At 57.6% G+C, this 25247-nt stretch carries 22 protein-coding genes; 15 read left to right on the forward strand and 7 right to left on the reverse strand.

Annotation, left to right across the window (positions count from 1 at the left end):
* Positions 1–21: 21 nt before the first annotated feature.
* The gene (gene rfbC, locus AC0L7R_RS18160) at positions 22–591 is read left to right on the forward strand and encodes a dTDP-4-dehydrorhamnose 3,5-epimerase (RefSeq protein WP_247129554.1); all 570 of its coding nucleotides are present in this window, start codon (positions 22–24) and stop codon (positions 589–591) included.
* On the forward strand, positions 588–1625 hold the full coding sequence (rfbB, locus tag AC0L7R_RS18165; RefSeq protein ID WP_473660610.1) for a dTDP-glucose 4,6-dehydratase: 1038 nt from the start codon (positions 588–590) through the stop codon (positions 1623–1625). The genes rfbC and rfbB overlap by 4 nt, the downstream gene beginning before the upstream one ends.
* Here the strand turns inward: rfbB and AC0L7R_RS18170 are convergent.
* The gene (locus AC0L7R_RS18170; protein ID WP_473660613.1) at positions 1585–2646 is read right to left on the reverse strand and encodes an acyltransferase family protein; all 1062 of its coding nucleotides are present in this window, start codon (positions 2644–2646) and stop codon (positions 1585–1587) included. The two genes, rfbB and AC0L7R_RS18170, sit on opposite strands and share 41 nt — an antisense overlap.
* A gap of 21 nt (positions 2647–2667) precedes the next feature.
* On the opposite strand from AC0L7R_RS18170, the gene rfbD reads away from it, so the two are divergent.
* The 5 genes from rfbD to kdsA are packed head-to-tail and all read left to right on the forward strand — an operon-like array spanning position 2668 to position 7026.
* Positions 2668–3576 carry a dTDP-4-dehydrorhamnose reductase gene (gene rfbD / locus AC0L7R_RS18175; RefSeq protein ID WP_473660615.1) on the forward strand — a complete coding sequence of 303 codons (909 nt, stop codon included), beginning with the start codon at positions 2668–2670 and terminating at the stop codon, positions 3574–3576.
* Complete coding sequence (gene rfbA / locus AC0L7R_RS18180; protein ID WP_473660618.1) at positions 3573–4442, forward strand: glucose-1-phosphate thymidylyltransferase RfbA; 870 nt, start codon at positions 3573–3575, stop codon at positions 4440–4442. Before rfbD ends, rfbA begins: the two co-directional genes overlap by 4 nt.
* A gap of 4 nt (positions 4443–4446) precedes the next feature.
* On the forward strand, positions 4447–5406 hold the full coding sequence (locus AC0L7R_RS18185; protein ID WP_348107574.1) for a KpsF/GutQ family sugar-phosphate isomerase: 960 nt from the start codon (positions 4447–4449) through the stop codon (positions 5404–5406).
* A 1-nt stretch (position 5407) separates the two neighbouring features.
* The gene (locus tag AC0L7R_RS18190) at positions 5408–6196 is read left to right on the forward strand and encodes a 3-deoxy-manno-octulosonate cytidylyltransferase (RefSeq protein WP_473660621.1); all 789 of its coding nucleotides are present in this window, start codon (positions 5408–5410) and stop codon (positions 6194–6196) included.
* A complete protein-coding gene (gene kdsA / locus AC0L7R_RS18195) occupies positions 6193–7026 on the forward strand; it encodes a 3-deoxy-8-phosphooctulonate synthase (RefSeq protein ID WP_473660623.1) in 834 nt (277 codons plus the stop codon). Before AC0L7R_RS18190 ends, kdsA begins: the two co-directional genes overlap by 4 nt.
* Positions 7027–7029: 3 nt before the next feature.
* Here kdsA and AC0L7R_RS18200 read toward each other — a convergent pair whose 3' ends face one another.
* The gene (locus AC0L7R_RS18200) at positions 7030–9663 is read right to left on the reverse strand and encodes a sialate O-acetylesterase (RefSeq protein WP_473660626.1); all 2634 of its coding nucleotides are present in this window, start codon (positions 9661–9663) and stop codon (positions 7030–7032) included.
* A 207-nt stretch (positions 9664–9870) separates the two neighbouring features.
* Here AC0L7R_RS18200 and AC0L7R_RS18205 point away from each other — a divergent pair, with 207 nt between their 5' ends.
* The gene (locus tag AC0L7R_RS18205) at positions 9871–10632 is read left to right on the forward strand and encodes a DUF2793 domain-containing protein (RefSeq protein ID WP_473660628.1); all 762 of its coding nucleotides are present in this window, start codon (positions 9871–9873) and stop codon (positions 10630–10632) included.
* Between the two features lie 30 nt (positions 10633–10662).
* Here AC0L7R_RS18205 and AC0L7R_RS18210 read toward each other — a convergent pair whose 3' ends face one another.
* Together AC0L7R_RS18210 and AC0L7R_RS18215 are read right to left on the reverse strand one after the other, a co-directional pair.
* Positions 10663–12312 (reverse strand): methyl-accepting chemotaxis protein, encoded by a 1650-nt coding sequence (locus AC0L7R_RS18210; RefSeq protein ID WP_473660630.1) that lies wholly within the window; start codon positions 12310–12312, stop codon positions 10663–10665.
* A gap of 16 nt (positions 12313–12328) precedes the next feature.
* Entirely contained in the window at positions 12329–12679 is a 351-nt protein-coding gene (locus AC0L7R_RS18215) for a hypothetical protein (protein WP_473660633.1), read from the reverse strand.
* A 173-nt stretch (positions 12680–12852) separates the two neighbouring features.
* On the opposite strand from AC0L7R_RS18215, the gene AC0L7R_RS18220 reads away from it, so the two are divergent.
* Both AC0L7R_RS18220 and xrtD read left to right on the forward strand, forming a co-directional pair.
* Positions 12853–13824, forward strand: a complete 972-nt coding sequence (locus AC0L7R_RS18220) for an acyltransferase family protein (RefSeq protein WP_473660635.1) — start codon at positions 12853–12855, stop codon at positions 13822–13824.
* A 45-nt stretch (positions 13825–13869) separates the two neighbouring features.
* Positions 13870–15462 carry a VPLPA-CTERM-specific exosortase XrtD gene (xrtD, locus tag AC0L7R_RS18225; RefSeq protein WP_473660637.1) on the forward strand — a complete coding sequence of 531 codons (1593 nt, stop codon included), beginning with the start codon at positions 13870–13872 and terminating at the stop codon, positions 15460–15462.
* Between the two features lie 244 nt (positions 15463–15706).
* Here xrtD and AC0L7R_RS18230 read toward each other — a convergent pair whose 3' ends face one another.
* A complete protein-coding gene (locus AC0L7R_RS18230) occupies positions 15707–16924 on the reverse strand; it encodes a glycosyltransferase (protein WP_473660639.1) in 1218 nt (405 codons plus the stop codon).
* Positions 16925–17137: 213 nt separating this feature from the next.
* Between AC0L7R_RS18230 and AC0L7R_RS18235 the strand changes: the two genes are divergently transcribed.
* Together AC0L7R_RS18235 and AC0L7R_RS18240 are read left to right on the forward strand one after the other, a co-directional pair.
* Positions 17138–19243 (forward strand): YjbH domain-containing protein, encoded by a 2106-nt coding sequence (locus AC0L7R_RS18235; RefSeq protein WP_473660641.1) that lies wholly within the window; start codon positions 17138–17140, stop codon positions 19241–19243.
* On the forward strand, positions 19240–19896 hold the full coding sequence (locus AC0L7R_RS18240) for a YjbF family lipoprotein (RefSeq protein WP_473660643.1): 657 nt from the start codon (positions 19240–19242) through the stop codon (positions 19894–19896). The genes AC0L7R_RS18235 and AC0L7R_RS18240 overlap by 4 nt, the downstream gene beginning before the upstream one ends.
* Before the next feature lie 220 nt (positions 19897–20116).
* On the opposite strand, the gene AC0L7R_RS18245 is transcribed toward AC0L7R_RS18240, so the two are convergent.
* Positions 20117–21091 carry a glycosyltransferase gene (locus tag AC0L7R_RS18245; RefSeq protein ID WP_473660645.1) on the reverse strand — a complete coding sequence of 325 codons (975 nt, stop codon included), beginning with the start codon at positions 21089–21091 and terminating at the stop codon, positions 20117–20119.
* A 123-nt stretch (positions 21092–21214) separates the two neighbouring features.
* Between AC0L7R_RS18245 and AC0L7R_RS18250 the strand changes: the two genes are divergently transcribed.
* From AC0L7R_RS18250 to AC0L7R_RS18260, 3 genes are read left to right on the forward strand one after another with little or no spacing between them, the layout of a single operon-like run.
* Positions 21215–21880, forward strand: a complete 666-nt coding sequence (locus AC0L7R_RS18250; RefSeq protein ID WP_473660647.1) for a polysaccharide deacetylase family protein — start codon at positions 21215–21217, stop codon at positions 21878–21880.
* Between the two features lies 1 nt (position 21881).
* Entirely contained in the window at positions 21882–23033 is a 1152-nt protein-coding gene (locus AC0L7R_RS18255; RefSeq protein ID WP_473660649.1) for a hypothetical protein, read from the forward strand.
* Complete coding sequence (locus tag AC0L7R_RS18260) at positions 23030–23752, forward strand: PHP domain-containing protein (RefSeq protein WP_473660651.1); 723 nt, start codon at positions 23030–23032, stop codon at positions 23750–23752. The genes AC0L7R_RS18255 and AC0L7R_RS18260 overlap by 4 nt, the downstream gene beginning before the upstream one ends.
* Before the next feature lie 60 nt (positions 23753–23812).
* On the opposite strand, the gene AC0L7R_RS18265 is transcribed toward AC0L7R_RS18260, so the two are convergent.
* Positions 23813–25168 carry a phosphomannomutase gene (locus AC0L7R_RS18265; RefSeq protein WP_473660653.1) on the reverse strand — a complete coding sequence of 452 codons (1356 nt, stop codon included), beginning with the start codon at positions 25166–25168 and terminating at the stop codon, positions 23813–23815.
* Positions 25169–25247 lie beyond the last annotated feature (79 nt).

Raw genomic sequence — 25247 nt, forward strand, 5'->3', positions numbered from 1 at the left:
TTGTTATGAAAGATTGACCCGATGCAAATCACGCCGACTGCCTTGCCCGAGGTTCTGGAGATCACCCCTGCCCGTTTTGGCGATCATCGCGGGTTTTTCTCTGAGACGTGGAACCGTAAAGCACTGGCTGAGGCAGGGATCGACATTGATTTTTGTCAGGACAACCATTCGCTGTCGGCGGAACGCCACACGTTGCGGGGCTTGCATTTTCAAGCACCACCGTCAGCGCAGGACAAGCTGATCCGCGTGATTGCCGGCACGATTCTTGATGTTGCCGTCGATATCCGCAAAGGATCCCCCACCTATGCGCAGTGGGTCGCGGTGCCGCTGTCTGCCGATGAAGGCAACCAATTGTTCGTGCCAAAGGGGTTCTTGCACGGGTTCCTCACGCTGACCCCTGACGTGCAGGTGGTCTACAAATGCTCTGACTATTACGCGCCAGAGACCGACGGCGGCATCCGCTGGAACGACCCGACCATCGCGATTGATTGGGGCGTTGATGCGGACGACGTGACCCTGTCCGGCAAAGACGCCGAGGCACCGTTCCTTGCCGATTTCGACACACCATTCACCTATGAGGCCCAATCATGAAGCTTTTGGTTACCGGCGGTGCCGGTTTTATCGGGTCAGCCGTTGTGCGCCAGGCGATCCGTGACGGGCACACCGTCGTCAATCTGGATAAGCTGACCTATGCCGCCTGCCTCGAAAACGTGGCCTCTGTCGCGGATCACGAAAACTACAGCTTTGTGCAGGCCGATATCTGCGATCGCGCTGCGTTAGACACTATTTTTGCCGATCACCAACCCGACGCGATCATGCATCTCGCTGCTGAATCGCACGTTGATCGGTCGATTGACGGCCCCGGTGAGTTCATCATCACCAACATCAACGGCACCTACACGATGCTGGAAGCGGCACGGTCTTATTGGGAAGCCAAGGGCAAACCCGACGACTTCCGGTTCCACCATATCTCGACCGACGAAGTGTTCGGGTCACTCGGCAAGACCGGCATGTTCACCGAAGATACGTCCTACGATCCGCGCAGCCCCTATTCCGCGTCCAAAGCCTCATCCGACCACCTCGTTCGCGCGTGGCATGAAACCTACGGGCTGCCTGTGGTCCTGTCGAATTGTTCGAACAACTACGGCCCCTACCATTTCCCCGAAAAACTGATCCCTGTTGTGATCCTGAACGCGCTGGCGGGCAAGCCGATCCCGATCTACGGGGCGGGCGATAACATCCGCGACTGGCTTTATGTGGAAGACCACGCCGATGCGCTGCTGACCGTGGTGCAAAAGGGCGAACTCGGCCGCAGCTACAACATCGGCGGCGAAAACGAGGCGACAAACCTTGATCTGGTCCGCATGATTTGCACCATCTTAGACACGCAAAAACCGGGTGCGGCGCCTTACGCCGACCTGATCACCTTTGTCACAGACCGCCCCGGCCATGACGCGCGCTACGCGATTGACCCTCAGCGGATCAGTAAAGAGCTCGGTTGGCGGCCCTCGGTAACCCTTGAACAGGGTCTGGAAAAGACCGTCACTTGGTATCTCGATAACGAAGACTGGTGGAAACCGCTTCTTAGCCGTGGGGGCGTAGGGCAGCGGTTGGGGAAAGCCTAAACCGACCTTCCATCGCAGGACGTTCGACCACATGCCAAGACGCCACCGCACAGATCAACGTCAGTGGGGTGGCAATCGCGATGTTCAGCCAAGGGCCTTGACCCGGGACCAACCACACGGCCAGCCCTTGCAGCGGAAACGCGTAAATATACAACCCGTAGGAATAATCACCGACCTTGTTGTAGGCGCGGATGACCCCACCGGGCACGTAAGCCAGCCAAAAAGTGGCATAGCTGATCGCGATGACAAAAGCAGGCACAGCACATACAGTATTGTGTAATAAAATCGCTGGCAGAAACCCCAGCACGGCAATCGCACCATGCAAAGGCACGCGATCACGCCACAGATAAAACGCCATGCCGATGATAAACGGCAAGGACAGCTGATGCAGGGCCGTCAGTTTGGGATGCAATGCAGTGCCGGTCATCGAAAGCCATGCAACTGCATAGATTACCCCCCCAACAGCCATCGCGCGGCGTTTGTGCAGCAGGCCCATCATGCCCACAATCAGCACACCAACGTAGCACAAGACCTCGTAGAACAATGTCCAGATTGATCCGACAACATCCGTGTAAGGTTGGGTCTCAAACACGCCGGGCAGGTGGAATTGCGGCATAGCCATCAGCACATTGTGCCACAGGAACGATCCGGTTGCAGGGTCTGACAGATAGGCGGCCAAGGGCAATGTCGTCACAATCGGACCGATGACAAAGGCCACAAAGATCACGCTGACGATCAATCCGGGGATCAAGCGACGTGCACGGGCCAGCACAAAACGGGGCACATCATCCGTGCGCACAAAGCTAAGCGTGATCAAATAACCAGAGATCGCAAAGAAAACCCAAACCGACAGGGTGCCTAAGGTCTGGCCCGTCAACGCCTTCAGCGGTTGTACAGCTTGCGGGCCTAAGGCAATCGGCCACGCGTGGCTGACCAACACGGCAAAGGCCGCGATCATGCGGATCAGATTGAGATTATTGTCACGGCTGACCGCCACCTGTCCCAGAAACACCATGCCCATCTTGCCCCATAGGTCGTTTGTATGAAAAACGTCAGGGGTAATTTGCCGAAGGATCAAAGCATTAATATGGCGTTAACCATTCTTAATTTTGGCGAGACCGGCCAAGTGGCGCAAGCCTTGCAAAAACGTGCGGGCGATGATGTGGCGATGATCTGCTTGGGCCGCGATCAGGCGGATCTTGGCACGCCCGATATGCTGCGCGCCGCGATTGAGGGCACGGATGCGGATGTGATCATTAACGCCGCTGCCTATACGGCCGTCGATAAGGCTGAGTCAGACACTGATCAGGCTGAACAAGTTAACCATTTGGCCGTCGGCACTATGGCGCGTGCCGCCGCCAAGCGCGGCATCCCCTTCCTGCATATCTCGACCGATTATGTGTTTCCGGGGGATGGCGACCAGCCATGGAAACCCGATGACGCAACCGGTGCGCTTGGCGTTTACGGTGCCACCAAACGGCGCGGCGAAGAAGCCATCGAAATGGCGGGTGGCGTTTACGCCATCTTGCGGACCTCTTGGGTGGTCTCTGCAACCGGCAATAACTTTGTGAAGACGATGCTCAAACTCGGGGCGGACCGCGATGCCCTGACCATCATCGATGATCAGGTGGGCGGGCCGACCGCAGCCGATGATATCGCCGATGCGCTGCTCACCATGGCACGCGCCTACGCAAATGGGCACACACAAAGCGGCATCTACCACTTCTCAGGCGCACCCGATTGCACATGGGCGGATTTTGCGAGCGAGATCTTCAAACAGGCGGGCATCACCTGCACCGTCACTCCGATCCCGACCACAGATTACCCGACGCCAGCCGCACGACCGCTGAACTCGCGGCTTGATTGCACTACGTTAGAGACTGATTTTGGCATCACGCGCCCCGACTGGCGGATCAGCCTAAGCACAATTTTAAAGGACCTCACCACATGACACGCAAAGGCATTATTCTGGCCGGTGGGTCCGGCACGCGGCTGTATCCGATCACCATGGCGGTTTCGAAACAGCTGCTGCCGATCTATGACAAGCCGATGATCTATTATCCGATCAGCACGCTGATGCTGTCCGGTATCCGCGAGATCGCGCTGATCACCACACCGCAAGATCAGGACCAGTTCAAACGGGTGTTGGGCGACGGGTCGCAATGGGGCGTGTCGTTCACCTACATCGTGCAAGACAGCCCTGATGGCTTGGCGCAGGCCTATCTGCTGGCCGAGGAGTTCCTTGATGGTGCGCCTTCCGCGATGGTCCTCGGCGACAACCTGTTCTTTGGACACGGGCTGACAGAACTGCTGCAAAAGGCCAATGGCAGAGACGAAAACTCGGTCTTCGGCTACCAAGTCCGCGATCCGGAACGCTACGGTGTTGTGGGGTTCGACGACGATGGTGCGGTCACCAGCATTATCGAAAAACCGGAAAAACCTGCGTCGAATTTTGCGGTCACAGGGCTTTACTTCCTCGATGGGGATGCGCCGAAAAAAGCGCGCGAGATCAAACCATCCCCGCGCGGCGAGCTGGAAATCACCACGCTGTTGGAGCTTTACCTCGCCGAGGATAACTTGAAGGTCCACAAAATGGGTCGCGGTTATGCGTGGCTGGATACCGGCACACATGCGTCGTTGCTGGACGCGGGCAACTTCGCACGTACGCTGGAAAACCGGCAAGGCCTACAAACCGGCTGCCTCGAAGAAATCGCCTTCGAGAACGGTTGGATCACCCCAGACCAACTCCGCGAACGCGCCGCACTATTTGCCAAAAACGCCTACGGTGACTATCTGCTGCGTCTCATAGACGGATAACCCCATGACAAACGACGTCTCGACCCTTGCCTTTACCCAAGCGGCCATGCGGCTGGAGGCCGACGCGATCTACAAACTCGCAGACGACATGCCCGCTGATTTCATGCCGTTGATCCAGCGGATTTTGGGCACGTCGGGGCGGTTGATCGTGTCTGGCATTGGCAAATCCGGCCATATCGCCCGCAAAATCGCCGCGACCTGTATGTCGACCGGCACGCCCTGCATGTACCTGCATCCCGCAGAGGCAAGCCATGGCGATCTGGGCATGATCCAGCGCGATGACATCTGCCTACTCGTGTCTAACTCGGGCGAAACGCGTGAATTATCCGACATCATCGCTTATACGCGTAGGTTCAACATTCCGATGGCTGCGATCAGCGCCAAGCCTGACAGCACCCTGATCAAGGCGGCCGATTATAAACTCATCCTTCCGCCGTTCAAAGAAGCCTGCCCCATGGGCCTTGCCCCCACCACATCGACGACCGTGACGCTTGCCTTAGGCGATGCGATTGCGATTGCGCTGATGGTGGAACGCGGGTTTCAGGCGGAGGATTTTCAGGTCTTTCATCCGGGCGGCAAGCTCGGCGCGCAGCTGGCCCGCGTGGGTGAGATCATGCATGGCGCAGACACTATTCCAGTGGTTTCTGCCGATATGCCGATGCCAGAGGTGTTGATCGCCATGACATCGGGTGGCTTTGGCGTGGCTTGTGTGACCCAAGATGACATCCTGCTTGGCATCGTCACCGACGGCGATTTGCGTCGCAACATGGATGATCTGATGGCGCGTAACGCAGGTGAAATCGCTACATTAGACCCTGTAACCGTGCAGATAGACACGCTCGCCGTGTCCGCCCTTGCGATCATGAACAACAGCAAAATCACCGCATTGGTCGTGGTCGACGATGCCAAACATCCCGTCGGTATGATCCATCTGCATGATCTGCTGCGGGCCGGAGTTGCCTGATATGAAAACCGCGATCCTGATCCCTGCCCGTTACGCCTCGACCCGTTATCCGGGCAAACCGCTGGTCGAACTGACGCAGCCTGACGGCACCAAAAAGTCGCTAATTGAGATGTCGTTTAACTGTGCACAACGCGTGCACAACCCGTGCACCGTGCATGTCCTGACTGACGACGACCGGATTGCGGATCATGCGCGTGGTTTTGGTGCTGATGTGATCATGACCAGCAGTGATTGCGACAACGGAACCGAACGTTGTGCAGAGGCCGCCCATCAGATCGACGCCGACCTGATCGTAAACCTGCAAGGGGACGCGCCGCTAACACCGCCGTGGTTCATCGACGATCTGATCACTGCGATGGCAAATGATCCAGACGCGATGGTTGCGACCCCTGTCTTGCGTTGCGACGCGCAGACCTACGCGCATTTCACAGCCGACCGCAAAGAGGGCCGCGTTGGTGGCACCACGGCTGTGTTTGATAACCGCGGTCACGGGCTGTATTTCTCGAAAGAAGTCATCCCTTTCATCGACCCCGGCAAACTGCCCGACCCGATCCCTGTGTTTCACCATGTTGGTGTCTACGCCTACCGCCCCGACGCGCTCAAACGTTACATGACGTGGCCGACAGGCACGTTAGAGGCCCGCGAAGGGTTGGAACAACTGCGGTTTTTGGAAAACGGCCATACAGTCGCTTGTGTCGAAGTCGATGGCAAAGGCCGCGTGTTTTGGGAACTCAACAACCCCGCTGATGTGGAGCGCATCGAAACTGCTTTGAAGGATAACACCCAATGATAGACCCTAAAATTGTGACCGTTGGCGATATCCCGATTGGCGGGTCACATCCGATTGCGATGATCACCGGCCCATGCCAGCTGGAATCCCTCGACCATGCCCGCATGATGGCCGAAAAGATCGCAGAGGCCTGCGCGGAAACCGGCACACAGTTCATTTTCAAAGCCAGCTACGACAAGGCCAACCGGTCATCCGTGACGACAAAACGCGGATTGGGCATGGAGGCAGGGTTAGAAATCCTTGGTCGCATCAAGGAAGAATTCGGCGTGCCGATCCTGACCGACGTGCATGACGCCCGCCAATGTGCGCCTGCGGCTGAGGTTTGCGATATCCTACAAATCCCCGCGTTTCTGTGCCGCCAAACCGATCTGTTGCTGGCCGCCGGTGAAACCGGTGCTGCGATCAACGTCAAAAAGGGGCAGTTTCTGGCGCCTTGGGACATGGGCAATGTGGCCGAGAAAATCGCAAGCACAGGCAACGAACGGATCATGCTCTGCGATCGCGGCACATCGTTTGGGTACAACACGCTGGTCTCTGATTTCCGTGGCCTGCCGATCATGGCGCAGACGGGTTACCCGACCGTGTTCGACGCCACGCATTCGGTCCAACAACCGGGCGGGCAAGGCACGACCAGCGGCGGGCAACGCGAATTCGCACCTGTGCTGGCACGGGCGGCCTGTGCTGTTGGGGTATCCGCGATCTTTATGGAAACCCACGAAGATCCCGATAGCGCGCCATCAGACGGGCCAAACATGATCCCTGTGGATCAGATGGCCCGCGTGATTAAGACGCTGCGCGCCCATGATGCTTTGGCGAAAGAGCCTGTTTAGACCCTAAACAAAGACGAATTGGTCTTCGTTTAACGTCTCTGGCGTGATGTCGGACAATTGCACCCGATCGTCGCCGATTTCGATGATCGTGCGCCCGTTGCCTTGGCGGATCGTGGCCCCTGCTTCAAAATCAGCGAAGTCGTCAAAGCCAAAGCCGTTCAGTTGCACCACATCGGTCGCATCAAAATCGCGAACGTAGAGTTCTTCATCGCCACGCGCAAAGATGAACGTATCAGATCCGGCACCGCCGTAGGCCTGATCATTACCACGGTTGACCAAAATCCGGTCATCGCCATCGCCACCATAAAGCCGGTCATCGCCCGCATCGCCGCGCAACACATCGTCGCCGCCGTTGCCATACAAACGGTCCGCGCCGTCATTGCCGCGCAAATCATTGCGCCCGTCAGAGCCCCAGATGTAGTTATCCGCCGCATCGCCCTGCACGTTGAACCGGCCTTCGCCATAGAAATACGCACGCGGCGCTGTTTCCGACAGGACAAAGTCACCACGGATCGATGCGTCGCCTTTGATGTGCTGGGTATCGACCACAAGCGTAACAGGCGCCCCGTCACCAAAGGCCGCCTGATCCAGAATTTCCAGACCACGGTTGCGCGGCAGTGCATCCAGACCTGTTTCAAGATCACGGTAGCTGCGGATGGCTTCGTCGAAATTGCGGTTGTTAAAAACAGTCACCAAAGGAGTGGCTTCTGTGATGGTCAGATCAATCTCGATCCGGTCACCATCAAGGTCATAATCATTGGCATAAAGAAACAGCGTGTAATTGCCCGCATGGTCATAGCTTGGCGTCAGGATCAATTCGTCTGTGTCCTGATCGGTGTTGTAGAGATAGGTGTTCCGCTTATTGAGGTATGAATAGTAATACAGGTCATCCCCTTCGGCGTCGCTAAAGAAGTCGGACACGTCCAGACGCAATTCCTGCCCTTCGGCCAATGTGATCTGGTCAGGCACAGGCGCATCAATCGCAGGCGTCGGGGCTGTGTTCGGATCAGCGACCAAGCCAGACAGGATGCCCTGCAACACATCCACATAGCGTCCTGCAAATTCAGTGAGCGATGCGCCGTTGAAATGCACACCGCTCAATTCATCCGAAATCAGCCCCGCAGAGCTGACAACGGCAATGTTAGGGTCTGTATTTTCCAGCTCGATCTCTTGCAGGGCGATGTTTTGCGCCCAGTTCACGCCTTGCTTGGACAGCTCACCAAACAGGAACGGCAGATCGTCATTCGCCCAATCGGTGCCGCGCACTTGGTCCACCAGTTCCAGCGCCAGCGCTTTGTAGGTCGCGGTCGGTAGCGGGTAATCGCTTTCGCCTTGGTGCCACAGGAACGCATCTGCGGTGTCTTGGCCCACCAGTTCCAGTGCACGGGTCACTTCGGGATTCAGGTTCGCCCAGTTTTCACCAGTGCCGCTTTCCAGCCAAGTGCTGATCACAGAGCCAGGCACCGCATGGGCCACAACCAAAACCGGTTGCCCCAGATCGGCGGCCAGTTCGGTTGCCGCAGGGAAATAGAAGTTGTTTTTCAGCGTCGATCCGGACCGTGCCGCACCGCCCGCAGGGGCTGCGTCGTAGGCTGATAGAACCAGTTCATCGTTGACCCAATCATAGGCCACAACATCATCACTGCGGATAAATTCGCCGTCTCTGGCGCTGCCTTCGGCGTTCGACTGCCCGCCCACAACCATCACAAAGTAATCGGGCGACCAATAAACACCATTGCCATCGACCAGTTTATAGCTCGCGTGCAGTGGTTCTTCAGCGCGGCGTTTATACGTCACGCCACCAATGTCGATCTCGTCCACATCATCCGCAGGCGTGTACCCCAGGTCGCCAGCATCACCGCCGCCGCCATCACCTGTGCCACCGCCATCGTTGGAGAAGCGGAAATCATCAGCATTCAGGTCCGCCAGATCAAAATCACGCAGCTGGATTTGAATGTCACCATAGCTGACGATGACATTGTCTTTGGATTGATAGGCGCGACCCCCTTTGGCCAGCAGATCATCAAGGCTGGTGGCACCCGCAAGACCACCCAGATCAATCACATCACCTGCGTCGAAATCATAGATGAACAGCTGGTTCTTGGCAGATGTATCCACCACATAGGTGTCATCGCCCGCACCGCCGTAAACACGGTTCTGGCCTGTGCCTGCGTGGATAATATCATCACCGTCACCGCCATAAGCCCTGTCGCGACCGGTACCCGTGGTCAGGATGTCATTGCCGCCGCCGCCATAAAGCACGTCGTCGCCAGTGCGCCCGTCCATCGTATCCACGCCGTCACCACCATAAAGCACGTCACGCGCGGTGTTGCCGATGTAGGTGTTATCCGCGTCGTTGCCGTAAACCCGTGTATCAACAGCGGCTGTTTGGACGGTGAAATCGCCCTCTCCTGCCAGCCGGAACAACCGGGCAATCGGGCTAAGCGTGACATCCGCCCCGTCCACATCAGCGCGCAGCGTCACACCATATTCGTCAATCGTGACATCATCGCGCACGCCGTCATCGGGACCCAAATCAATCGTATTGTTGCGCTGTAGGAAATCGAGTGCCCCTTGAAGAGCATCAAAAACACCAAGCAGCCGACCGCCAAAGAAGTCGCGAAAAATAGAAAACATTTGAATCTCTTAAATAAAAAATAACACCCCACCCCTTCGTCGCGGGTTTCGGCAATTGTGTCAAGAAAATGGCCGAAATAAGCCCACCAAGTGGTGAAACATAGCGTTGCCAAAACGGGGACAATACCGTGCGTAGGCTTGAGAAAACTTTCATGCCCTACGGGCCACCTAGGGCTGACCCACAGCTTTCGGAAAGGCGCGCGCCCCATGTCCCAGACATCAACTCATTTGAACCTGCCCTATATTCAGCCCGCGCAGGCCCAAAAACACGTCACCCACAATGAGGCGATCGAGCTGCTCGACATGATCGTTCAGCTGAGCGTGCAAGACTTTGACGCCACCACGCCGCCCGCATCGCCCGCCGAAGGGGACACATGGGCGCTGGGGCTGGCGCCCGTTGATGCCTGGGCCGGACAGGCAGGCAAAATCGCTAGTTTTCGTGGTGGTGGCTGGTTGTTTGTGACCCCGCAACTAGGATGGCAGGCCTATAACATCGCCACCAGCACGGTCAGCGTGTACACAGGCAGCGTCTGGGTCAGCACGCAGCCCACACCGTCGTTCGACAACCTGTCTGGCGTGGGTGTGAATGCATCCGCAGATGCGACCAATAAGCTATCCGTCGCATCAGAGGCCGTGTTGTTTAATCACGCAGGCGCCAGCCATCAGTTGAAGCTGAACAAAGCCAGCACTGCCGACACCGCCAGCCTGCTGTTCCAATCAAATTGGTCAGGCCGCGCCGAAATGGGGCTAGCGGGCGACGATGACTTTGCCATCAAAGTCAGCGATGGGTCCGCTTGGTTCACCGGTTTGCGCGTCATTGGCAGCACCGGTGCCGTGCAAATCAACGAAGTTCTGTCACTGCCCCCTCGCGCAGAACCGGCAAGCGGGGCCGCGGGGGACGTCTATTTTGACAGTACAACAGCCAAACTGCGGTGCCATGACGGCAGCCTTTGGCAAGACCTGTTTTGATCCCGTCAGGGCCGCACCGGTCCGCGTCTATTACGCGGCCGTTTGAACCGGCTTAGGATGGTGGGGCGCACTTGCATTGGATTGCCCGTTAAAGTGCCCCATCGCGGCCCCCAATCGTTGCACCTGATTTTTCAAGCGTTGCGATTTTTGGAAATATTCTTCCGCCGTGCCAGCCGTGCGTTGTGTTGTATGATCAATGCCCATCACGGCGGACGACATTTCGGTGATGCTGTGGGACTGATCGGTGCTGGTGGTGGCAATTTGTTTGGCCATATCCGCCACTTCCGACACCGAGGTGATGATGCTTTGCAGTGTCGTGCCAAGCAGATCAACCAGCGTCACGCCTTCGGTCACATTGGCAGAACTTTCCTCGATCAGTTCACGGATGTCGCGGGCTGAATCAGCTGATCGCATCGCAAGCGCGCGCACCTCTTGGGCCACGACGCCGAACCCCTGACCGGCATCACCTGCACGGGCCGCCTCTACAGAGGCATTCAGGGCCAGTAAATTGGTCTGGAACGCAATTTCATCGATCATGTTCACGATCTCGCGGATGCGATCCGAACTATCCGACATCTTGCGCATCGCCCCTGTCGCATCTTCTGCGGTGGTCCGGCTTGATTGCGCTTTTTGTGAGGTATCGGTGGCGACCTGCGACATCTCTTGAGCCGCATCCACATTCAGCTTTACCGACGAAGTCAGTTCCTGCATGGCCGCTGATGTTTCTTCAACCGATGCAGCCTGCTGGCCTGCCTGATCGGACAGGCCTTCGGCCCCTTGTGAAATGCCGGTTGTCTCGGTCGAGATTTCGGTGCTCACCCTGTGAATTTCGGACACCACATCACGCAATGTGCCAATGGTTGTGTTCACATTGTCCTGCAAATCACCAAAGGCCCCGGCAAAGGTCCCTTCAACATGGGCAGATAAATCACCTTTTGCCAGATTGGACATCACCAGACAGGTCGTCGAAATCCCGTGATCGACACTGCCCACAAGATCATTGGTGCCATCCGCAATCCCTTGCAAACGCGGGTCATCGAACGTGGTCGTGATCCGGTTTTTGAAATCACCCTGCACACCGGCCTGCACGACATGACCGACCGACGTTTGCAGTTGATCAATCATCTTTTCGTTCGCTTCTGCGCTTTTTTGTGCTTCCCAATTGATGGCAGCCAAAGCCTGACTTGCATAGGCAAGCGCCAATGTCGCCAGCACCAAGATCACCGCATGCATGATCGTCCGGCCAAGATCGGTGCCCCCCGGATAAATCATTTCAGGCAGCGCGAAATTCAGGATCAAATGATGTGCAGCGACCGCCGCCGCCCCTGCCAGAATAGCCCTGTGATCAACCAACAAAATCAGGATGCCCATCGTGGCAAAGAAATGCATATGCGCATCCACCTGCCACGTATGCCCGGCAAAAGCCCCCACAATCACCGCCACCTGCGCCTGTGCCAAAATCGCAAAGATTGCACGGAAAGTTGCCCTATTTTTATCGGACCACAGGCAAATGAAGCCGCCCACACCAAACGCAGATGCCAGCAGCGCGACGGCAAGCGTCGGACCACCCGTCAACACACTGGCCCCGATCGCGGCCAGCGTGTTGATCACAAGCAATCCATACAACCACCGGCGACCGTCCTGTCGAAATTGCGCTAACCTATTCATACTTTTATCCATTTCTTGATCCCGACCATCATTCTGATGTCACCACACAAAGCCCCGCTGCAAACGATCCATCCATCGCCCAAAGCGCACCATTGGCATAAAGATGCTGTGCAAAATCAGCGTCCGGACTGATGCCCACGACAACACCTTTGAACGCCCCGAAATCGATCATCGCCCCCCCGGCCTGGGTGATCCGTGCATCGATTTGATCCAAACTCCACCACGGCGGGAAAAAGATCGCGACCGGCAGACCGGTACGCGGCCAACTGGCCAGAACAACGACCGCCAACATGCAGACGGTCAGCACAGCCGCACAGGGCCAAAGCAAAAGCCTGTCAGACGGGGAATCCGTCTCAAAAGAAGGGTAAACAACGCTCATACCCTGTCGCTACACGCTAAATCTGAATTCTTTATTGAGACCAGACGCCCCATTGGGCGCGGATTAAGAAAAACATGGAAATTCAGGAAGGCCGCGTTCTTTTCCCGCAGGATTTAACCCTTTGGTAACCACAAAATCCGACACTCAACCGGCTTGCCAAAGGAGCCGCCACCATGATGTCTGACCCAATCCGCAACGCCAGCTTCGATTATGTTCGCCTGATTGCCGTGATCGGGATCATCTGGTTTCACACCGGCGCACCGCACAGTGATATCGGCTATGCGGGTCTTTCGTATTTCCTGATCCTGCTGGTCTTTCTGGCGATCCCGAAAATCAGCCATATCCGGTGCACCCGACACAGGGCCCCTGCGATTTTACGTTATGCGGCGACACGTGGGCGGCGTTTGATCCTGCCATGGTTGGCCGCATCCGCGCTTTATGGCGGGCTCAAACTGGCAGAGGTATCGCGCGGGGCCACATGGGGGTCCGAATTTGACACCACGATGTGGCTGACAGGCACGGCACAACACCTGTGGTTTTTGCCCTTTGCCTTTGTGACCTGCCTTGCACTTTGGCCTTTGGGGCGCTGGATGCCCGTGATGAAACGATCGGTGCAATTGCACCTGTGTATGACATTGATGTGCCTGTCGTTGACGACCCTTGCGATGTGGCAAATGGCAAGCTGGCCAAGCCCTGTAGCGGAATGGGCCTACGCGCTGCCTGCCGTATTGTTGGGCGCTGCACTGGCCCTGACGGGGGGCAGTGTGTTGCGGATGACCGGCGTGGCGTGTCTGTTCTTTTGCATGGCGTTGTCGGCGAATTGGACGCTGGGCCTGCTGCAATTGGGCATTGCTGTTGTGGCTTTGATCCTGTGTCAGATCATTCCTATGAGGCCGACCCAGATCTCTGCTTTCGCCGCGCGGGCGTCATTAGGGGTCTATCTGATCCATCCGGCCGTCGCAGCCGTGGTGATGCGCAGCCACCTGATTGCGGATCACAGCACGACATTCGCTGTGGTCGTCACCCTTGGGTCGCTTGGCATTGTGTCGCTTTGGGAAACAATTAGAGCCACCACATCGGGCCCAAAATTACTGCTTTCCGGTATATTTCCGCGCAGCTTACACCATCACCAAAAGTCTCCCTGATCGCGCCACCATTTTGCCCTGATTGTTGCCTAACTGGGAACAGTCATGACCGAGATCCACCATATCCCCGCGCAAGCGCGCCTACCGCAGATCAACTGGCTTGGTCTGGGTCTGCTGATTGGCCTGATCGCCATCGCATTGCCTGTCTTTTGGTCCGGCTTTGTACTGCTCGGATCGGCGTGGATCACCCCTGAATACAGCCACGGGCCGCTGATCCCGGTGATCTCGCTCTATCTGTTTTTGCGCGAACGGCGGTTGATCACCGCCCCCCATAGACCAAAACGAGCCGTGCCCGGCATCATCCTGACCCTGTTTGCACTGGCTTTGGGGGTATTTGGCAACCTCGTGGCGATCCCCGATATCGTGGCTTATGCGCTGATCCTATGGGTTGGCGGCGTGATGCTGACTTGCATGGGCTGGGACCAAGGGCGGCACCATTGGGCGCCTGTGCTACACCTGATCTTCATGCTGCCGCTGCCGCAGATCCTGTACTGGGAACTGACGATTGCGCTGCAGTTGATTTCATCAGAACTGGGGGTCTGGTTAATCCGGCTTGCCGACATTCCCGTGTTCCTTGAAGGCAATATCATCGACCTTGGGGTCTACAAACTGCAAGTGGCCGACGCTTGTTCTGGCCTGCGCTACCTGTTCCCGATCCTGTCGTTCTCCTACCTGATGGCGATCCTTTACCGCGGGCCGTTCTGGCATAAAGCGGTGCTGTTTGCGCTGGCTTTGCCCCTGACGGTCATGATGAATTCCGTGCGGATCGGGATTATCGGCATGCTGGTCAACGCCTACGGGATTGGGCAGGCCGAAGGGTTTCTGCACTTCTTTGAAGGCTGGGTGATCTTCGGGGCCTGTATCGCGATCCTGTTTGCGATGGCGCTGACGCTGCAACGGCTCACACGCGATCCCAAACCGCTGCGGGACGTGGTTGATCTGGACACAGACGGGTTGGGCGGGGAAGCGGCACAGGTGCTGACGGTTGCCCCCACACGCGGCATGGTCATGGGGCTGGTGCTGTCGACACTCATCACCGCAGCCTTCGTCTTTACCCCCGCACCACCACGGGTCATGCCTGACCGCGACGTCTTTGCGCTGTTCCCGCGCACCATCGCAGGCTGGCAAGGGCAGGTGATCCCGTTGGATCCCGATATTGAAACGACTTTGGGTGCGACCGACTACATCAACGCGACCTACCGCGCACCAGACAGTGCCGCGACAGTCAACGTCTTTGCAGCATGGTATGCGACACAAACCGACGGGGCAGGTATCCATTCGCCAGAGGTCTGTCTGCCCGTGGGTGGGTGGGAAGTTTTTTCGCTTGACCCCCACGCCATATCTTTGCCCACCACGATCTACGGTGATTTCGCAGTCAATCGGGCCGTGATCCAGAAAGGCCTGTCCAAACAGCTGGTCTATTACTGGTTCGACCAACGGGGTCGGCGCATGACAAGCGACTACGCGGCCAAAGCCACCGTGGTCTACGACAGCTTCACACGCGGGCGGACCGACGGGGCGATGGTGCGGTTCGTGACCCCAATCGCAGAGCATGAGACGACAGCACACGCCGACGCCCGTCTGCAAGGGTTCATGGCAGACGTGTTGCAAAAACTGCCCGCGTTTATTCCTGAATAGACGTCGATTGGGGGCCAGCCCCCGCCCTGCGGCCCCCCCCCGGGATTTAGAAAGACCCAAAGAAGCAAAGCGTTGATCTTATATTAACCAAACCGGTATTTAGTTCGAAAGCGGTCTAGGCAGGGATGCGGACGACCGTACCCGAAGAAGCCGCCACCCTGTTGTGATGCAACCGTATGATGACTGGGTGGCGCGCTCTGGTTTCTTTGGGTCTTTCTAAATCCCCGCGCGGCGCGCTCCCGCACTATCCCCGTTTTGCAAACACCCGATCGTAGGCTGCCAACAGATGCGGCACCGAATGCGCCCATGACAGCGCCCCAAGCACCCGTTCGCGGCCTTCTTTTCCCATCCGCGCGCGCGCGTCTGGATCGTCCATCAGTTGGGCGATCTTATCGCCAAAATCAATCGGATCATTGGCCGTCGCATACAGCGATGCGCCTTGCGCCGACACGCGTCCTTCGGTCAGGTCGAACTGCACCGTTGGTTTTTCCAGCGTCATATATTCCATGACTTTGTTCATCGTGGAAATGTCGTTCATTGCGTTCTTGGGATCAGGTGACACGCCGATGTCGATGCAATTGAGCACCGCGAGCATATCATCCCCATACAAAGGTCCCGTGAAGGTAAAATAAGGCTCTAACCCGTGGTCTTTGACGTCGGCTTGCACGATTTCCAGATGCGGCCCAAAGCCCACGATCGCAAAATGCACATCCGTTTTGCCCAGCGTATTGATCAGATGATCTGCGGCCTCCACCAGCAGATCCATGCCTTCCTGTTGGCCGATCACACCCACATAGCCCATCACGGTGCCTGCCCCCTTACGGTACGACAGATCCCCGGGGCCCGGCACAAAGTTATCCAACTTGGGCGCAGAGCGGACCACGAACACGTCATCAGGGTTCATTTTGCCGCGCCGTACCGCGATCTTCTTGAAGCTTTCGTTCGTCGCAATCGACACAGAAGCGCTCGCAAAGGTGATCCGTTCCCACACCAGCATGATCTTGTAGAAGAGACCTTTCTTTTCGAATTTGGCCTCGAACAATTCGGGACAGACATCGTGGTGATCAAACAGATAGGTGACCCCCCAAAGCCTATACCACCACGCGAGCACAAAAATCAGATCGGGCGGGTTACACCCGTGGATCACATCAAAGCCGCGCTCAACCCAGACAACACGGGCCAACCGAAACCACGCCTTCATCGCGTGCCAGTATTCCTTGATATAGGCCCCTGCCCCTGCGTGAGCTTCTGGTGGTTCCGTGTGGCGATAGATGTGCACGCCTTCGATTTCTTCATAGGTTTTATCCCACCCCTTTCCCATCGGGCAGATCACGCTGACGGCATAACCCGCCTTGACCAAGGTTGTGGCCTCAAGCCAGACGCGGCGGTCCAACGGCACAGGTAGGTTTTCCACGACGATCAGAATGCGGCGCGGGGTCGAAAATACGGGGACGGTCGTCATATTAGGTACTGCTTTTTATCTTTTGCGTCAGACTAAAAGAAAGTACCGGCCACCGATACTGGGCCGATCAAAGCACACCACACCTGTTGTGCGATTGCACAGGCCGGAAATCACACATCCTTTTCGGCAGATTCTGCCACATTTTGACGGCATGCCGTTTCCCCTGTTCCGGATATACGCTAGCCTGCGACAAAAGACGGGGAAGAGCAGCACATGCAGATCAGGCACATGATGGCCAGTGGGACCGCGATTATCGCGCTCTTGGCGGGAACCCACGCAGTGGCCCAAGACCGGAGCTATAACCTTTACGGTGTGCCGGGCTTGATCGACACGCCAAACGCACACTCCGCCCCTGATGCCGAGATTGCAGCGACTGTTGGCGGGTTTATCTTGCAACAGCGCGGGAGCTTTACGTTCCAGTTGTTGCCCAACCTGTCAGGGACGTTTCGCTATTCGGGGCTTGATGAACAAAATGGTCCTGGCACGGATGGGACTTTTGATCGCAGTTTCGACCTGCGTTATCAAATCTTGTCAGAAACCGATGTGCGTCCCGCGATTGCGGTCGGTTTGCAAGATTTTCTAGGGACCGGATATCTGGCTAGCGAATACATCGTCGCCACCAAAGCCGTCACACCCCAGATTGATGTCACGGCCGGTCTTGGTTGGGGCAGACTTGGCAGTCGCAATGGTTTTGACAACCCGCTTGGCATACTGAGTGACACCTTTTTGACGCGCCCTGCGTTGCGCAACGCCGCAAAGGGTGAAGGTGGGCAAATTGATGCGGCGCAGTTCTTTCGCGGGGATGCGGCTGTCTTTGGCGGGGTCAGCTACCGCTATTCCGACAGGCTGACCTTCAAGGCCGAATATTCGTCGGATGGATATACGAGTGAAACCGGGGTTGGGTCACTCGATTATAATTCCCCGATCAACGTCGGGCTGAACTATACCTACCGTCCCGGACTGGATGTGCAGTTGGCCTATCTCTACGGGTCCGAACTGGCCGCCGGCGCCACGCTGACACTGAACCCGCGGACCCGCCTTGCCCCCGGTGGGCGCGAAACAGCGCCGACACCTGTGCGGGTACGGCCCAACGATCTGTCGGCCGCTGCATCTTGGGGCACAGATGAACAAACCCTGATACAGACACTGAAAGACGCAGGGATTACCCTCAACGGCTATGACGTGACATCCGACACCGTAGCCCGCGTGCGCTACACCAACGACACCTTCCGGTCAGAAGCACAGGCCATGGGGCGCGTGGCGCGTATCCTGTCGGCTGAACTGCCAGCAGCGGTTGAGACCTTTGTGTTAGAGCCACAACAGCGCGGTATTCCCCTGCAAGCCACAACGATCCAGCGCCGTGATCTCGAGACGCTGGAAAACCGTGCGCAGGGTGCGGCCCTGATCGCGCAAAACAGCGTGACCACCGACGCCCAACCGGGCACCGGCCTGACCTACACCCTTGATACAGAGCCTGCGTTCACGTGGGGGCTGGGGCCATATGCCAAGCTGATCGTGTTCAACGGGGATGCGCCTGTGCAGATCGACGGCGGGATAGAGCTGAAAGCGAAGTACACATTCGCCCCCAACATCATCGCCAAAGGTGTGATCCGGCAAAGTCTGCGGGACCTGCCCTTAGCAGACGAGACTGAAAACGAAGACGACCTGCAAAACGTGCGCACCGATGGGCGGCTATACGGGCAAGACGGCAATCCTGTTATACAGACACTAACGCTGGCGCATTACGGGCGTCCCAGCACAGACCTGTATAGCCGCGTGACGGCCGGTTATCTGGAAGATCAGCACGGTGGGATATCATCCGAACTGCTATGGAAACCGGTTGATAGCCGCATCGCAGTCGGGGCCGAACTGAATTACACCGCACAACGCGACTACGACCAGTTGTTCGGGTTCCAAGACTATGACGTCGTGACCGGCCACCTGTCGGGCTACTACAGCTTTGACAACGGGTTCCACGCGCAGGTCGACGTGGGCCGGTATCTGGCGGGGGACTGGGGCGCGACCTTTGGACTGGACCGTGAATTTGACAATGGTTGGCGGGTAGGCGCGTATTTCACGCTGACCGATGTGCCATTCGAAGAGTTTGGCGAAGGGTCATTCGACAAAGGCATCCGTATCACCGTGCCGAACGACTTCTTCTTGGGAAATGCCACGCGGGACAAAGTCAGCACCAACCTACAATCCCTGCAACGGGACGGCGGGGCGCGGATCAACGTCGATGGCAGATTGTATGACATCGTGCGCGACGGACATACTGCGGGACGATTTGGCGATACATTTGGGCGGTTCTGGCGATGAATAATTTCACGAAAACCCTGTGTTCGGGTCTTATTCTGGCAGGCCTGTCGGCCTGTGGCCCCTTGAACCAAGACGGGCTTGGAACCACATTTCTGAATGCCGGGCGCTCATTGACAGGTATCGGCGCAGATGATGCACCCGCAACCCCTGCAATTTCACCCGCAGTGGCCAATGCAGCGCCCGGTGATGTGCTGCTCGTCAAGATCATCGCGCGCGACGCAGTGGCGCCCATGACCAAAGTGGCGCAGAACGGACGCAACATCACATGGATCAGCCCCGGTCAGGTCACAATGGCCTTTGAAGACGGCATTCTTGTGGGGACACGCGGGCTCGACGACGATCTGATGGGTGTGGACCCCATCGGTGTGCGGGCCGCCTTGAACGCAGGCGGCGGCACAGCCCAACGGCGGCAAAGCTTTCTGACCCCTGAAGATCAAATCGCCACGCGCGACCTGACTTGCGACATCACGCGTGTAGGACGCGAAGACGTGCAAATCATCGGCGGAGCGCGCACGGCCACGAAGTTCGAAGAAGACTGCAAAGGGCCCGCGCTAGAATTCAAAAACACCTACTGGCTGGCAGGTGGTGAAATCATCAGATCACGCCAAGCCGTATCGGCCGGTGTGGGTTTCATCCAAGCGGACCAGCTTTAGACAGATGTCGGATGGGGGCCAGCCCCCGCCCTGCGGGCTCCCCCGGGATTTGAAAAGCGTCAAAGAAACACAAAGTGCGCCGTCTCGTCGTCATGTCGTGCATAACACCCGAGACGGCGGCTTCTTCGACGACGGTCGTCCGCATCCCTGCCTAGACCGCACGATAATCAAACACAGATTTGGTAAATAAAACGCAAACGCCTAGCTTCTTTGACGTTCTCTATATCCCGGGGGGGCTGGGGGGCTGGCCCCCCAGTGTCGCGACGGGCTTTATGTCCGGCGCAAATCCGTCTTGCCACTCCGCTCGTCGTGCCCAGACCTGATACCATTCCCCTGCTTTTTCGCGGCGCACCACCGACAAGGCCAAAGCGCGCGACAACGGCCAGAACCGCAACAGATGTCGCCCCAAACCACGGGTCGTCGGCGAAAAATGCCGTTCTATCAATTCCGCCTTTGCCGAAAGCAGACGCACGACCTTATCCGCTTGCACAGTCTCTGATGCGGCCCCGTAGTGCACAATCGTCGCCGTCGGTGTGACCGTGGGCTGCATGCCTTGCGCCTTCGCGCGCAGGCATAGGTCGGCTTCTTCGCCGTACATATGAAAAATCGGGTCTAAACCACCCAAATCATCCCATGTTTGCCGTGTGAGCAAGAATAAACAGCCCGCCACGATATCGACTTCGCGTACTGTATCACGGGGCCAATCCCCAAAGGCTTCGGGGTTAAACACAGCCGATTTCGGAAACACGCCCGTCAGCCCGGATGTCCGGCAGAACAATGACCACAGCGTCATCCGCCCCCAGCATGAATAGGGGTTCAACGTCCCATCCGCATAGACCGTCCGTCCGCCCCAGATCCCCGCCGCAGGCCGTTCTTTTGCAAAGGCCAGCAGTTTGTCCAGCGCCCCGTCCAGCACCAGCGTGTCGGGGTTCAACAACAAAACCCAAGGCGCCGTCACATGGGGCATCGCAATGTGGTGCGCCCCAGCAAAGCCATGGTTGTGGGTCTCGGCCAGCACGGTCGCTTGCGGATAGGCCGCCGCAATCGCATCAGCCGATCCATCTGACGACGCGTTATCCACCACGATCACCTCAAACGGAGACTGTGTCTGCGCATAGACCGACGCGAGGCAGGCCAGCGTCATGTCCCGCGTGTTGTAGCTGATGATGATAATCGACAAGATGGGGCTGGTCATAGACGGTCCAATGGGATGATTTTGACACATCTGTAGAACAAAGGCGCTGGCGAAACTCCTATCTTCCCTGCGGACAGACTAGGCTGCGGGCGAATGTTGCAAACCGGACCCAGAAGGCAGCCTATGCGTCACGTGATCCTCAATTTCCACGGGCTTGGCGCCCCGGACCAGCGGCCGCTTGAGCCGGGCGAGGATCGCTATTGGGTTGAAGCACAGGTTTTGCGCGACACAATTGATCTGTCGCAGCAGTTGCGCAACAAGGTGGATTTAAAATTTACTTTTGATGACGGTAACTTAAGCGATTTCACCATTGGTGCGCCACTGTTGAACGCGGCAAACATCAGCGCCCAGTTCTTTGTTCTCGCCGACCGTATTGATCAGCCCGGATCGCTGAGCACCGCGCAGATACGCGAACTTGTCGCCCAAGGCCATCAGATCGGGTCACATGGTGCCGCCCATGTGAATTGGAAAACGGCTGATATGGCCCGTGAATTAGGCTCTGATACACGCCAAAAGATCGCAGATGCTGCAGGGATGCCGATCACACGGGCCGCGATCCCGTTCGGGGCTTACAATGGGCGTGTGGTGCGGGCCCTGCGCGATGCGGGGTACACGCAGTGCTATTCGTCAGACGGTGGGGCGTATGACAAATCGCAATACCCGATCCCGCGCACGTCGATCCGTGCTGATATGACGATGGACGATATCAGGGCGATTATCTTAGGCCATGAACCTGCCAAAGCCCGTGTCCGTCGCGCCCTTGCCCATTTTATCAAAAAGCGGATCTAACATGGGTCAATTGCACATCTGTATCGGCTTTGCCGAAGCTCTGCCCGCCCCCGAAGTTGTCTTTGATCTACGCAACGCAGGTTACCGTGTCTCTGCCTTTGCACGCACTGCGCGCCCGACGTTGATCCATCTTGGGGTGAACATTACCCAAATCCCCGCCCCAGAACAGGATGTGCAGGCTGCAACCGCCGCCATTCAGACCCTGATGCAGGGACATGATGCGCCTGATTATATTTTGCCGCTTGATGATACCGGGCTTTGGTTGGTCGATCGCGCCATCGGGGATGACCCGCGTAATGCCGGTGCAAGCGGGGCGCAGGCCACCGTCGCCTTGGATAAGGCCCAACAGACACGCGCGGCACAGGCTGCTGGTCTGGATGTTCCACCCACACAGATCACGGGTGAACCTGATGATACGCAGGTTCCCTATCCCGCCATTGCCCGCCCTGCCCTTGCGGTGCGTGTGACGAACAATCAGCTGGGTAAGGACGAGCCCGTTTACCTTGTTTCAGACACTGACGCTGGTCAACTTGATCCATCGAACGGCCCTTACCTGATCCAGCCGCTCATCACTGGCACGGGTGAAGGGATGTTTGGCGTCATGACCGATCAAGGTGTGATGGCCTGGTCAGGGCATCGTCGTTTGCGCATGATGAACCCACATGGATCGGGGGCCTCTGCCTGCCAATCGATCACGCCTGATCCGGCACTTTGCGCCAAGATAGAGACGTTTTTGCATGATATCGGCTGGCGCGGTCCGTTTATGATTGAACTGCTGTGCGATGCGGAGGGCACGCGCTGGTTTATGGAGTTGAACGGGCGGCAATGGGGATCACTCGCGCTCGCGCGGCGTCAGGGGTTTGCTTATCCGACGTGGGCGATTGCACAGAAGACCGACGCTGATTTCACACCGCCTGCGATCAAACAGGCCCCGCGCATCCAACGCCATCTGGGGCGTGAGCTGCTGCATCTGCTTTTCGTCTTACGCGGACCCAAAAGCGACTTTCACAAAGCAAGCTGGCCGTCGTTCTGGGCGAGCCTACGGGGTGTCTTCACCCCTGCCCCGCTGTCCAGTTTCTACAATTACGATCCAAAGCATCGCGGGTACCTGATCCGCGACACACTTGCGACGCTGAAGAAGGTGCTGCGATGACCCAGATCCGCGTTGTTCTGCATGCCCATTCCACATGGTCCTATGACGGGCGACACCGCCTACGCCAGATCGCGCGGCTTTACGGCGCGCTTGGGGTGCGGGCGGTGATGATGACGGAACATGACACGGGTTTTGCGCCTGATCAGTTCGACGCATACCGACAGGCCTGTGCGGATGCGTCCACCAAGCGCTGCACCCTGATCCCGGGTATCGAATATTCCAGCCCTGATAACCGCGTGCATATTCTGACATGGGGGCTGGATCGTTTCCTAGGGGAACATCGCCCTGTGTTAGAGACCCTTCGTGATGTGCAGACCGCTGGTGGCGTCGCGATCTTTGCGCATCCGGTCCGGCAAGACGCATGGCAGGTATTTGATCCGGCTTGGGTGCCATATCTGGCGGGGATCGAGTTGTGGAACCGCAAATCCGATGGGATCACATGGGGTACACGGGCCCAAGATCTGATTGCGCGGACCGGCCTGCCTGCAACGGTGGGGCATGATTTTCATCGACTGCGGCAGATCTATCCGTTGACGCAACGCTTTGATGTGGATGAAAGCGCTGCGTTAGAGCCACAATTGGTGACCGACTTGGCCAAGGGCAACAGCAGCCCGCAGGCGTTTCGCGGCGATCTATCTTTGGGCAGCGCACTGCATCCGCGGCTGGAACAGATACGGCGAAAAGCCCGTGACGGTTTGCGTCGGATCAAACGGGGTTAAGGGGGCCAGCCCCCGCCCTGCGGGCCCCCCGGGATTTAGAAAGACCCAAAGAAGCGAAAGCTAAGCGCGCAATTCGGATTCCAGTGCAGCAAGACCTTGTGTCAGCGCCGCTTGCGCCGCGTCGGGGCTGTCGGCCTCTGCATAAAACCGGCATTCGGGGGCATTGCCGGAAGGGCGCAGATGCACAATGCGCCCGTCGGTCAGGGTCATGCGTAGACCATCTGTGCGATCAACCGTCACCTCAGTGCCGTCGATGCTTGCAAGAAATGCGGCCCGCGCGTCAAAATCAGTATCTAACACGGCCACAAAGGCGAGCGATACATCCGTTGGCACGCCTTCAACACGTCCCGTAGCGGTGAACCGCGCGGGTTGCGCTTTGACCATCGCCGCGACCCCCTGCCCTTTGGCCACCATCAGCGGCGCGATCAGCGGTAGAACAGCGTCGCGCGTCATCAGGGGCGCCAACCCGTTCGCAGCGAACCCCAACAGGAAGCCGCCATTCGCCTCGTACCCCACGATCTTACCACCGCAGTCCATTCTCGCGATCACATGGGGCGATCCGATCTTTGTGCGCAGCACGCGATCAAAAATAGTCTCTGCACCAGTGTTTGAGGACACAGGCGTGACCGCAATCTCCGCCCCAAGGAAATCACCCGTGATCTGTCCCAGCACATCGCCCGGCACAACCTGCCCCGTCGCATCCGTCAACAACGGACGGTCCCCGTCCCCGTCGAGCGACACAATCGCGTCGACCGGATGAGATGCGGCCCAAGCGATCAGCTGCGCGCGGGTTTTGGGATCAACCGCTTCCGTATCGACGGGGATGAATTTGTCGGATCGGCCCAGTTCAATCACCTGTGCGCCGAGCCGTTCAAGGATATGCATCAACAGATCGCGGCCCACCGTTGAATGGGTGTAAACGCCGATTGTCATGCCCGATAGCGCATCCCCGCCAAAGGCATCCACATAACGCGCAGCATAGGCGATAGGCACCGCGATATCGTGGCCACGCGGGGCGGGTTTGACGTCTATTTTCGACCCTAACGCGGACAAAATGGCTGTCTCGTGGTCTTTGGTGATTTCGCCTTCAGGCGTATAGAACTTCAACCCGTTGCGGTCCGCCGGAATATGGCTGCCTGTGATCATCACAGCCGCGGCCCCTGCGTTCATCGCAGCAAGCGCAAGCGCGGGCGTCGGCACATCACCGCAATCCACCACAGGGACACCCGCAGATGTCGCCGCCTGCATCACCATGCCCGCGATCTTGGGCGACGATGGCCGCAGATCACGCCCCACCCAGATGCCCGTCCCCACAGGGCAGGCCGCAATAAACGCCTGCACGTGATCGGCCACCAAAGCCGGGGTGAGTTCCACAACAAGGCCACGCAGGCCGCTGGTTCCAAACTTAGGGGGCATCAGATCAACTTTCGCAAAATACGGGTGCCTGTGCTGTATCCCAAATGGGTTCCCAAATGGAAAACACCAAATTGAGGTA

It is taken from the genome of Yoonia sp. D2-7 (assembly GCF_055809435.1).

What these genes read in the sequence shown, in the direction of transcription:
- rfbC (WP_247129554.1), top strand. Translation starts at nt 22, where the DNA reads ATGCAAATCACGCCGACTGCCTTGCCCGAGGTTCTGGAGATCACCCCT.
- rfbB (WP_473660610.1), top strand. Translation starts at nt 588, where the DNA reads ATGAAGCTTTTGGTTACCGGCGGTGCCGGTTTTATCGGGTCAGCCGTT.
- AC0L7R_RS18170 (WP_473660613.1), bottom strand. Translation starts at nt 2,646, where the DNA reads ATGGGCATGGTGTTTCTGGGACAGGTGGCGGTCAGCCGTGACAATAAT.
- rfbD (WP_473660615.1), top strand. Translation starts at nt 2,668, where the DNA reads ATGAAAAACGTCAGGGGTAATTTGCCGAAGGATCAAAGCATTAATATG.
- rfbA (WP_473660618.1), top strand. Translation starts at nt 3,573, where the DNA reads ATGACACGCAAAGGCATTATTCTGGCCGGTGGGTCCGGCACGCGGCTG.
- AC0L7R_RS18185 (WP_348107574.1), top strand. Translation starts at nt 4,447, where the DNA reads ATGACAAACGACGTCTCGACCCTTGCCTTTACCCAAGCGGCCATGCGG.
- AC0L7R_RS18190 (WP_473660621.1), top strand. Translation starts at nt 5,408, where the DNA reads ATGAAAACCGCGATCCTGATCCCTGCCCGTTACGCCTCGACCCGTTAT.
- kdsA (WP_473660623.1), top strand. Translation starts at nt 6,193, where the DNA reads ATGATAGACCCTAAAATTGTGACCGTTGGCGATATCCCGATTGGCGGG.
- AC0L7R_RS18200 (WP_473660626.1), bottom strand. Translation starts at nt 9,663, where the DNA reads ATGTTTTCTATTTTTCGCGACTTCTTTGGCGGTCGGCTGCTTGGTGTT.
- AC0L7R_RS18205 (WP_473660628.1), top strand. Translation starts at nt 9,871, where the DNA reads ATGTCCCAGACATCAACTCATTTGAACCTGCCCTATATTCAGCCCGCG.
- AC0L7R_RS18210 (WP_473660630.1), bottom strand. Translation starts at nt 12,312, where the DNA reads ATGGATAAAAGTATGAATAGGTTAGCGCAATTTCGACAGGACGGTCGC.
- AC0L7R_RS18215 (WP_473660633.1), bottom strand. Translation starts at nt 12,679, where the DNA reads ATGAGCGTTGTTTACCCTTCTTTTGAGACGGATTCCCCGTCTGACAGG.
- AC0L7R_RS18220 (WP_473660635.1), top strand. Translation starts at nt 12,853, where the DNA reads ATGATGTCTGACCCAATCCGCAACGCCAGCTTCGATTATGTTCGCCTG.
- xrtD (WP_473660637.1), top strand. Translation starts at nt 13,870, where the DNA reads ATGACCGAGATCCACCATATCCCCGCGCAAGCGCGCCTACCGCAGATC.
- AC0L7R_RS18230 (WP_473660639.1), bottom strand. Translation starts at nt 16,924, where the DNA reads ATGACGACCGTCCCCGTATTTTCGACCCCGCGCCGCATTCTGATCGTC.
- AC0L7R_RS18235 (WP_473660641.1), top strand. Translation starts at nt 17,138, where the DNA reads ATGCAGATCAGGCACATGATGGCCAGTGGGACCGCGATTATCGCGCTC.
- AC0L7R_RS18240 (WP_473660643.1), top strand. Translation starts at nt 19,240, where the DNA reads ATGAATAATTTCACGAAAACCCTGTGTTCGGGTCTTATTCTGGCAGGC.
- AC0L7R_RS18245 (WP_473660645.1), bottom strand. Translation starts at nt 21,091, where the DNA reads ATGACCAGCCCCATCTTGTCGATTATCATCATCAGCTACAACACGCGG.
- AC0L7R_RS18250 (WP_473660647.1), top strand. Translation starts at nt 21,215, where the DNA reads ATGCGTCACGTGATCCTCAATTTCCACGGGCTTGGCGCCCCGGACCAG.
- AC0L7R_RS18255 (WP_473660649.1), top strand. Translation starts at nt 21,882, where the DNA reads ATGGGTCAATTGCACATCTGTATCGGCTTTGCCGAAGCTCTGCCCGCC.
- AC0L7R_RS18260 (WP_473660651.1), top strand. Translation starts at nt 23,030, where the DNA reads ATGACCCAGATCCGCGTTGTTCTGCATGCCCATTCCACATGGTCCTAT.
- AC0L7R_RS18265 (WP_473660653.1), bottom strand. Translation starts at nt 25,168, where the DNA reads ATGCCCCCTAAGTTTGGAACCAGCGGCCTGCGTGGCCTTGTTGTGGAA.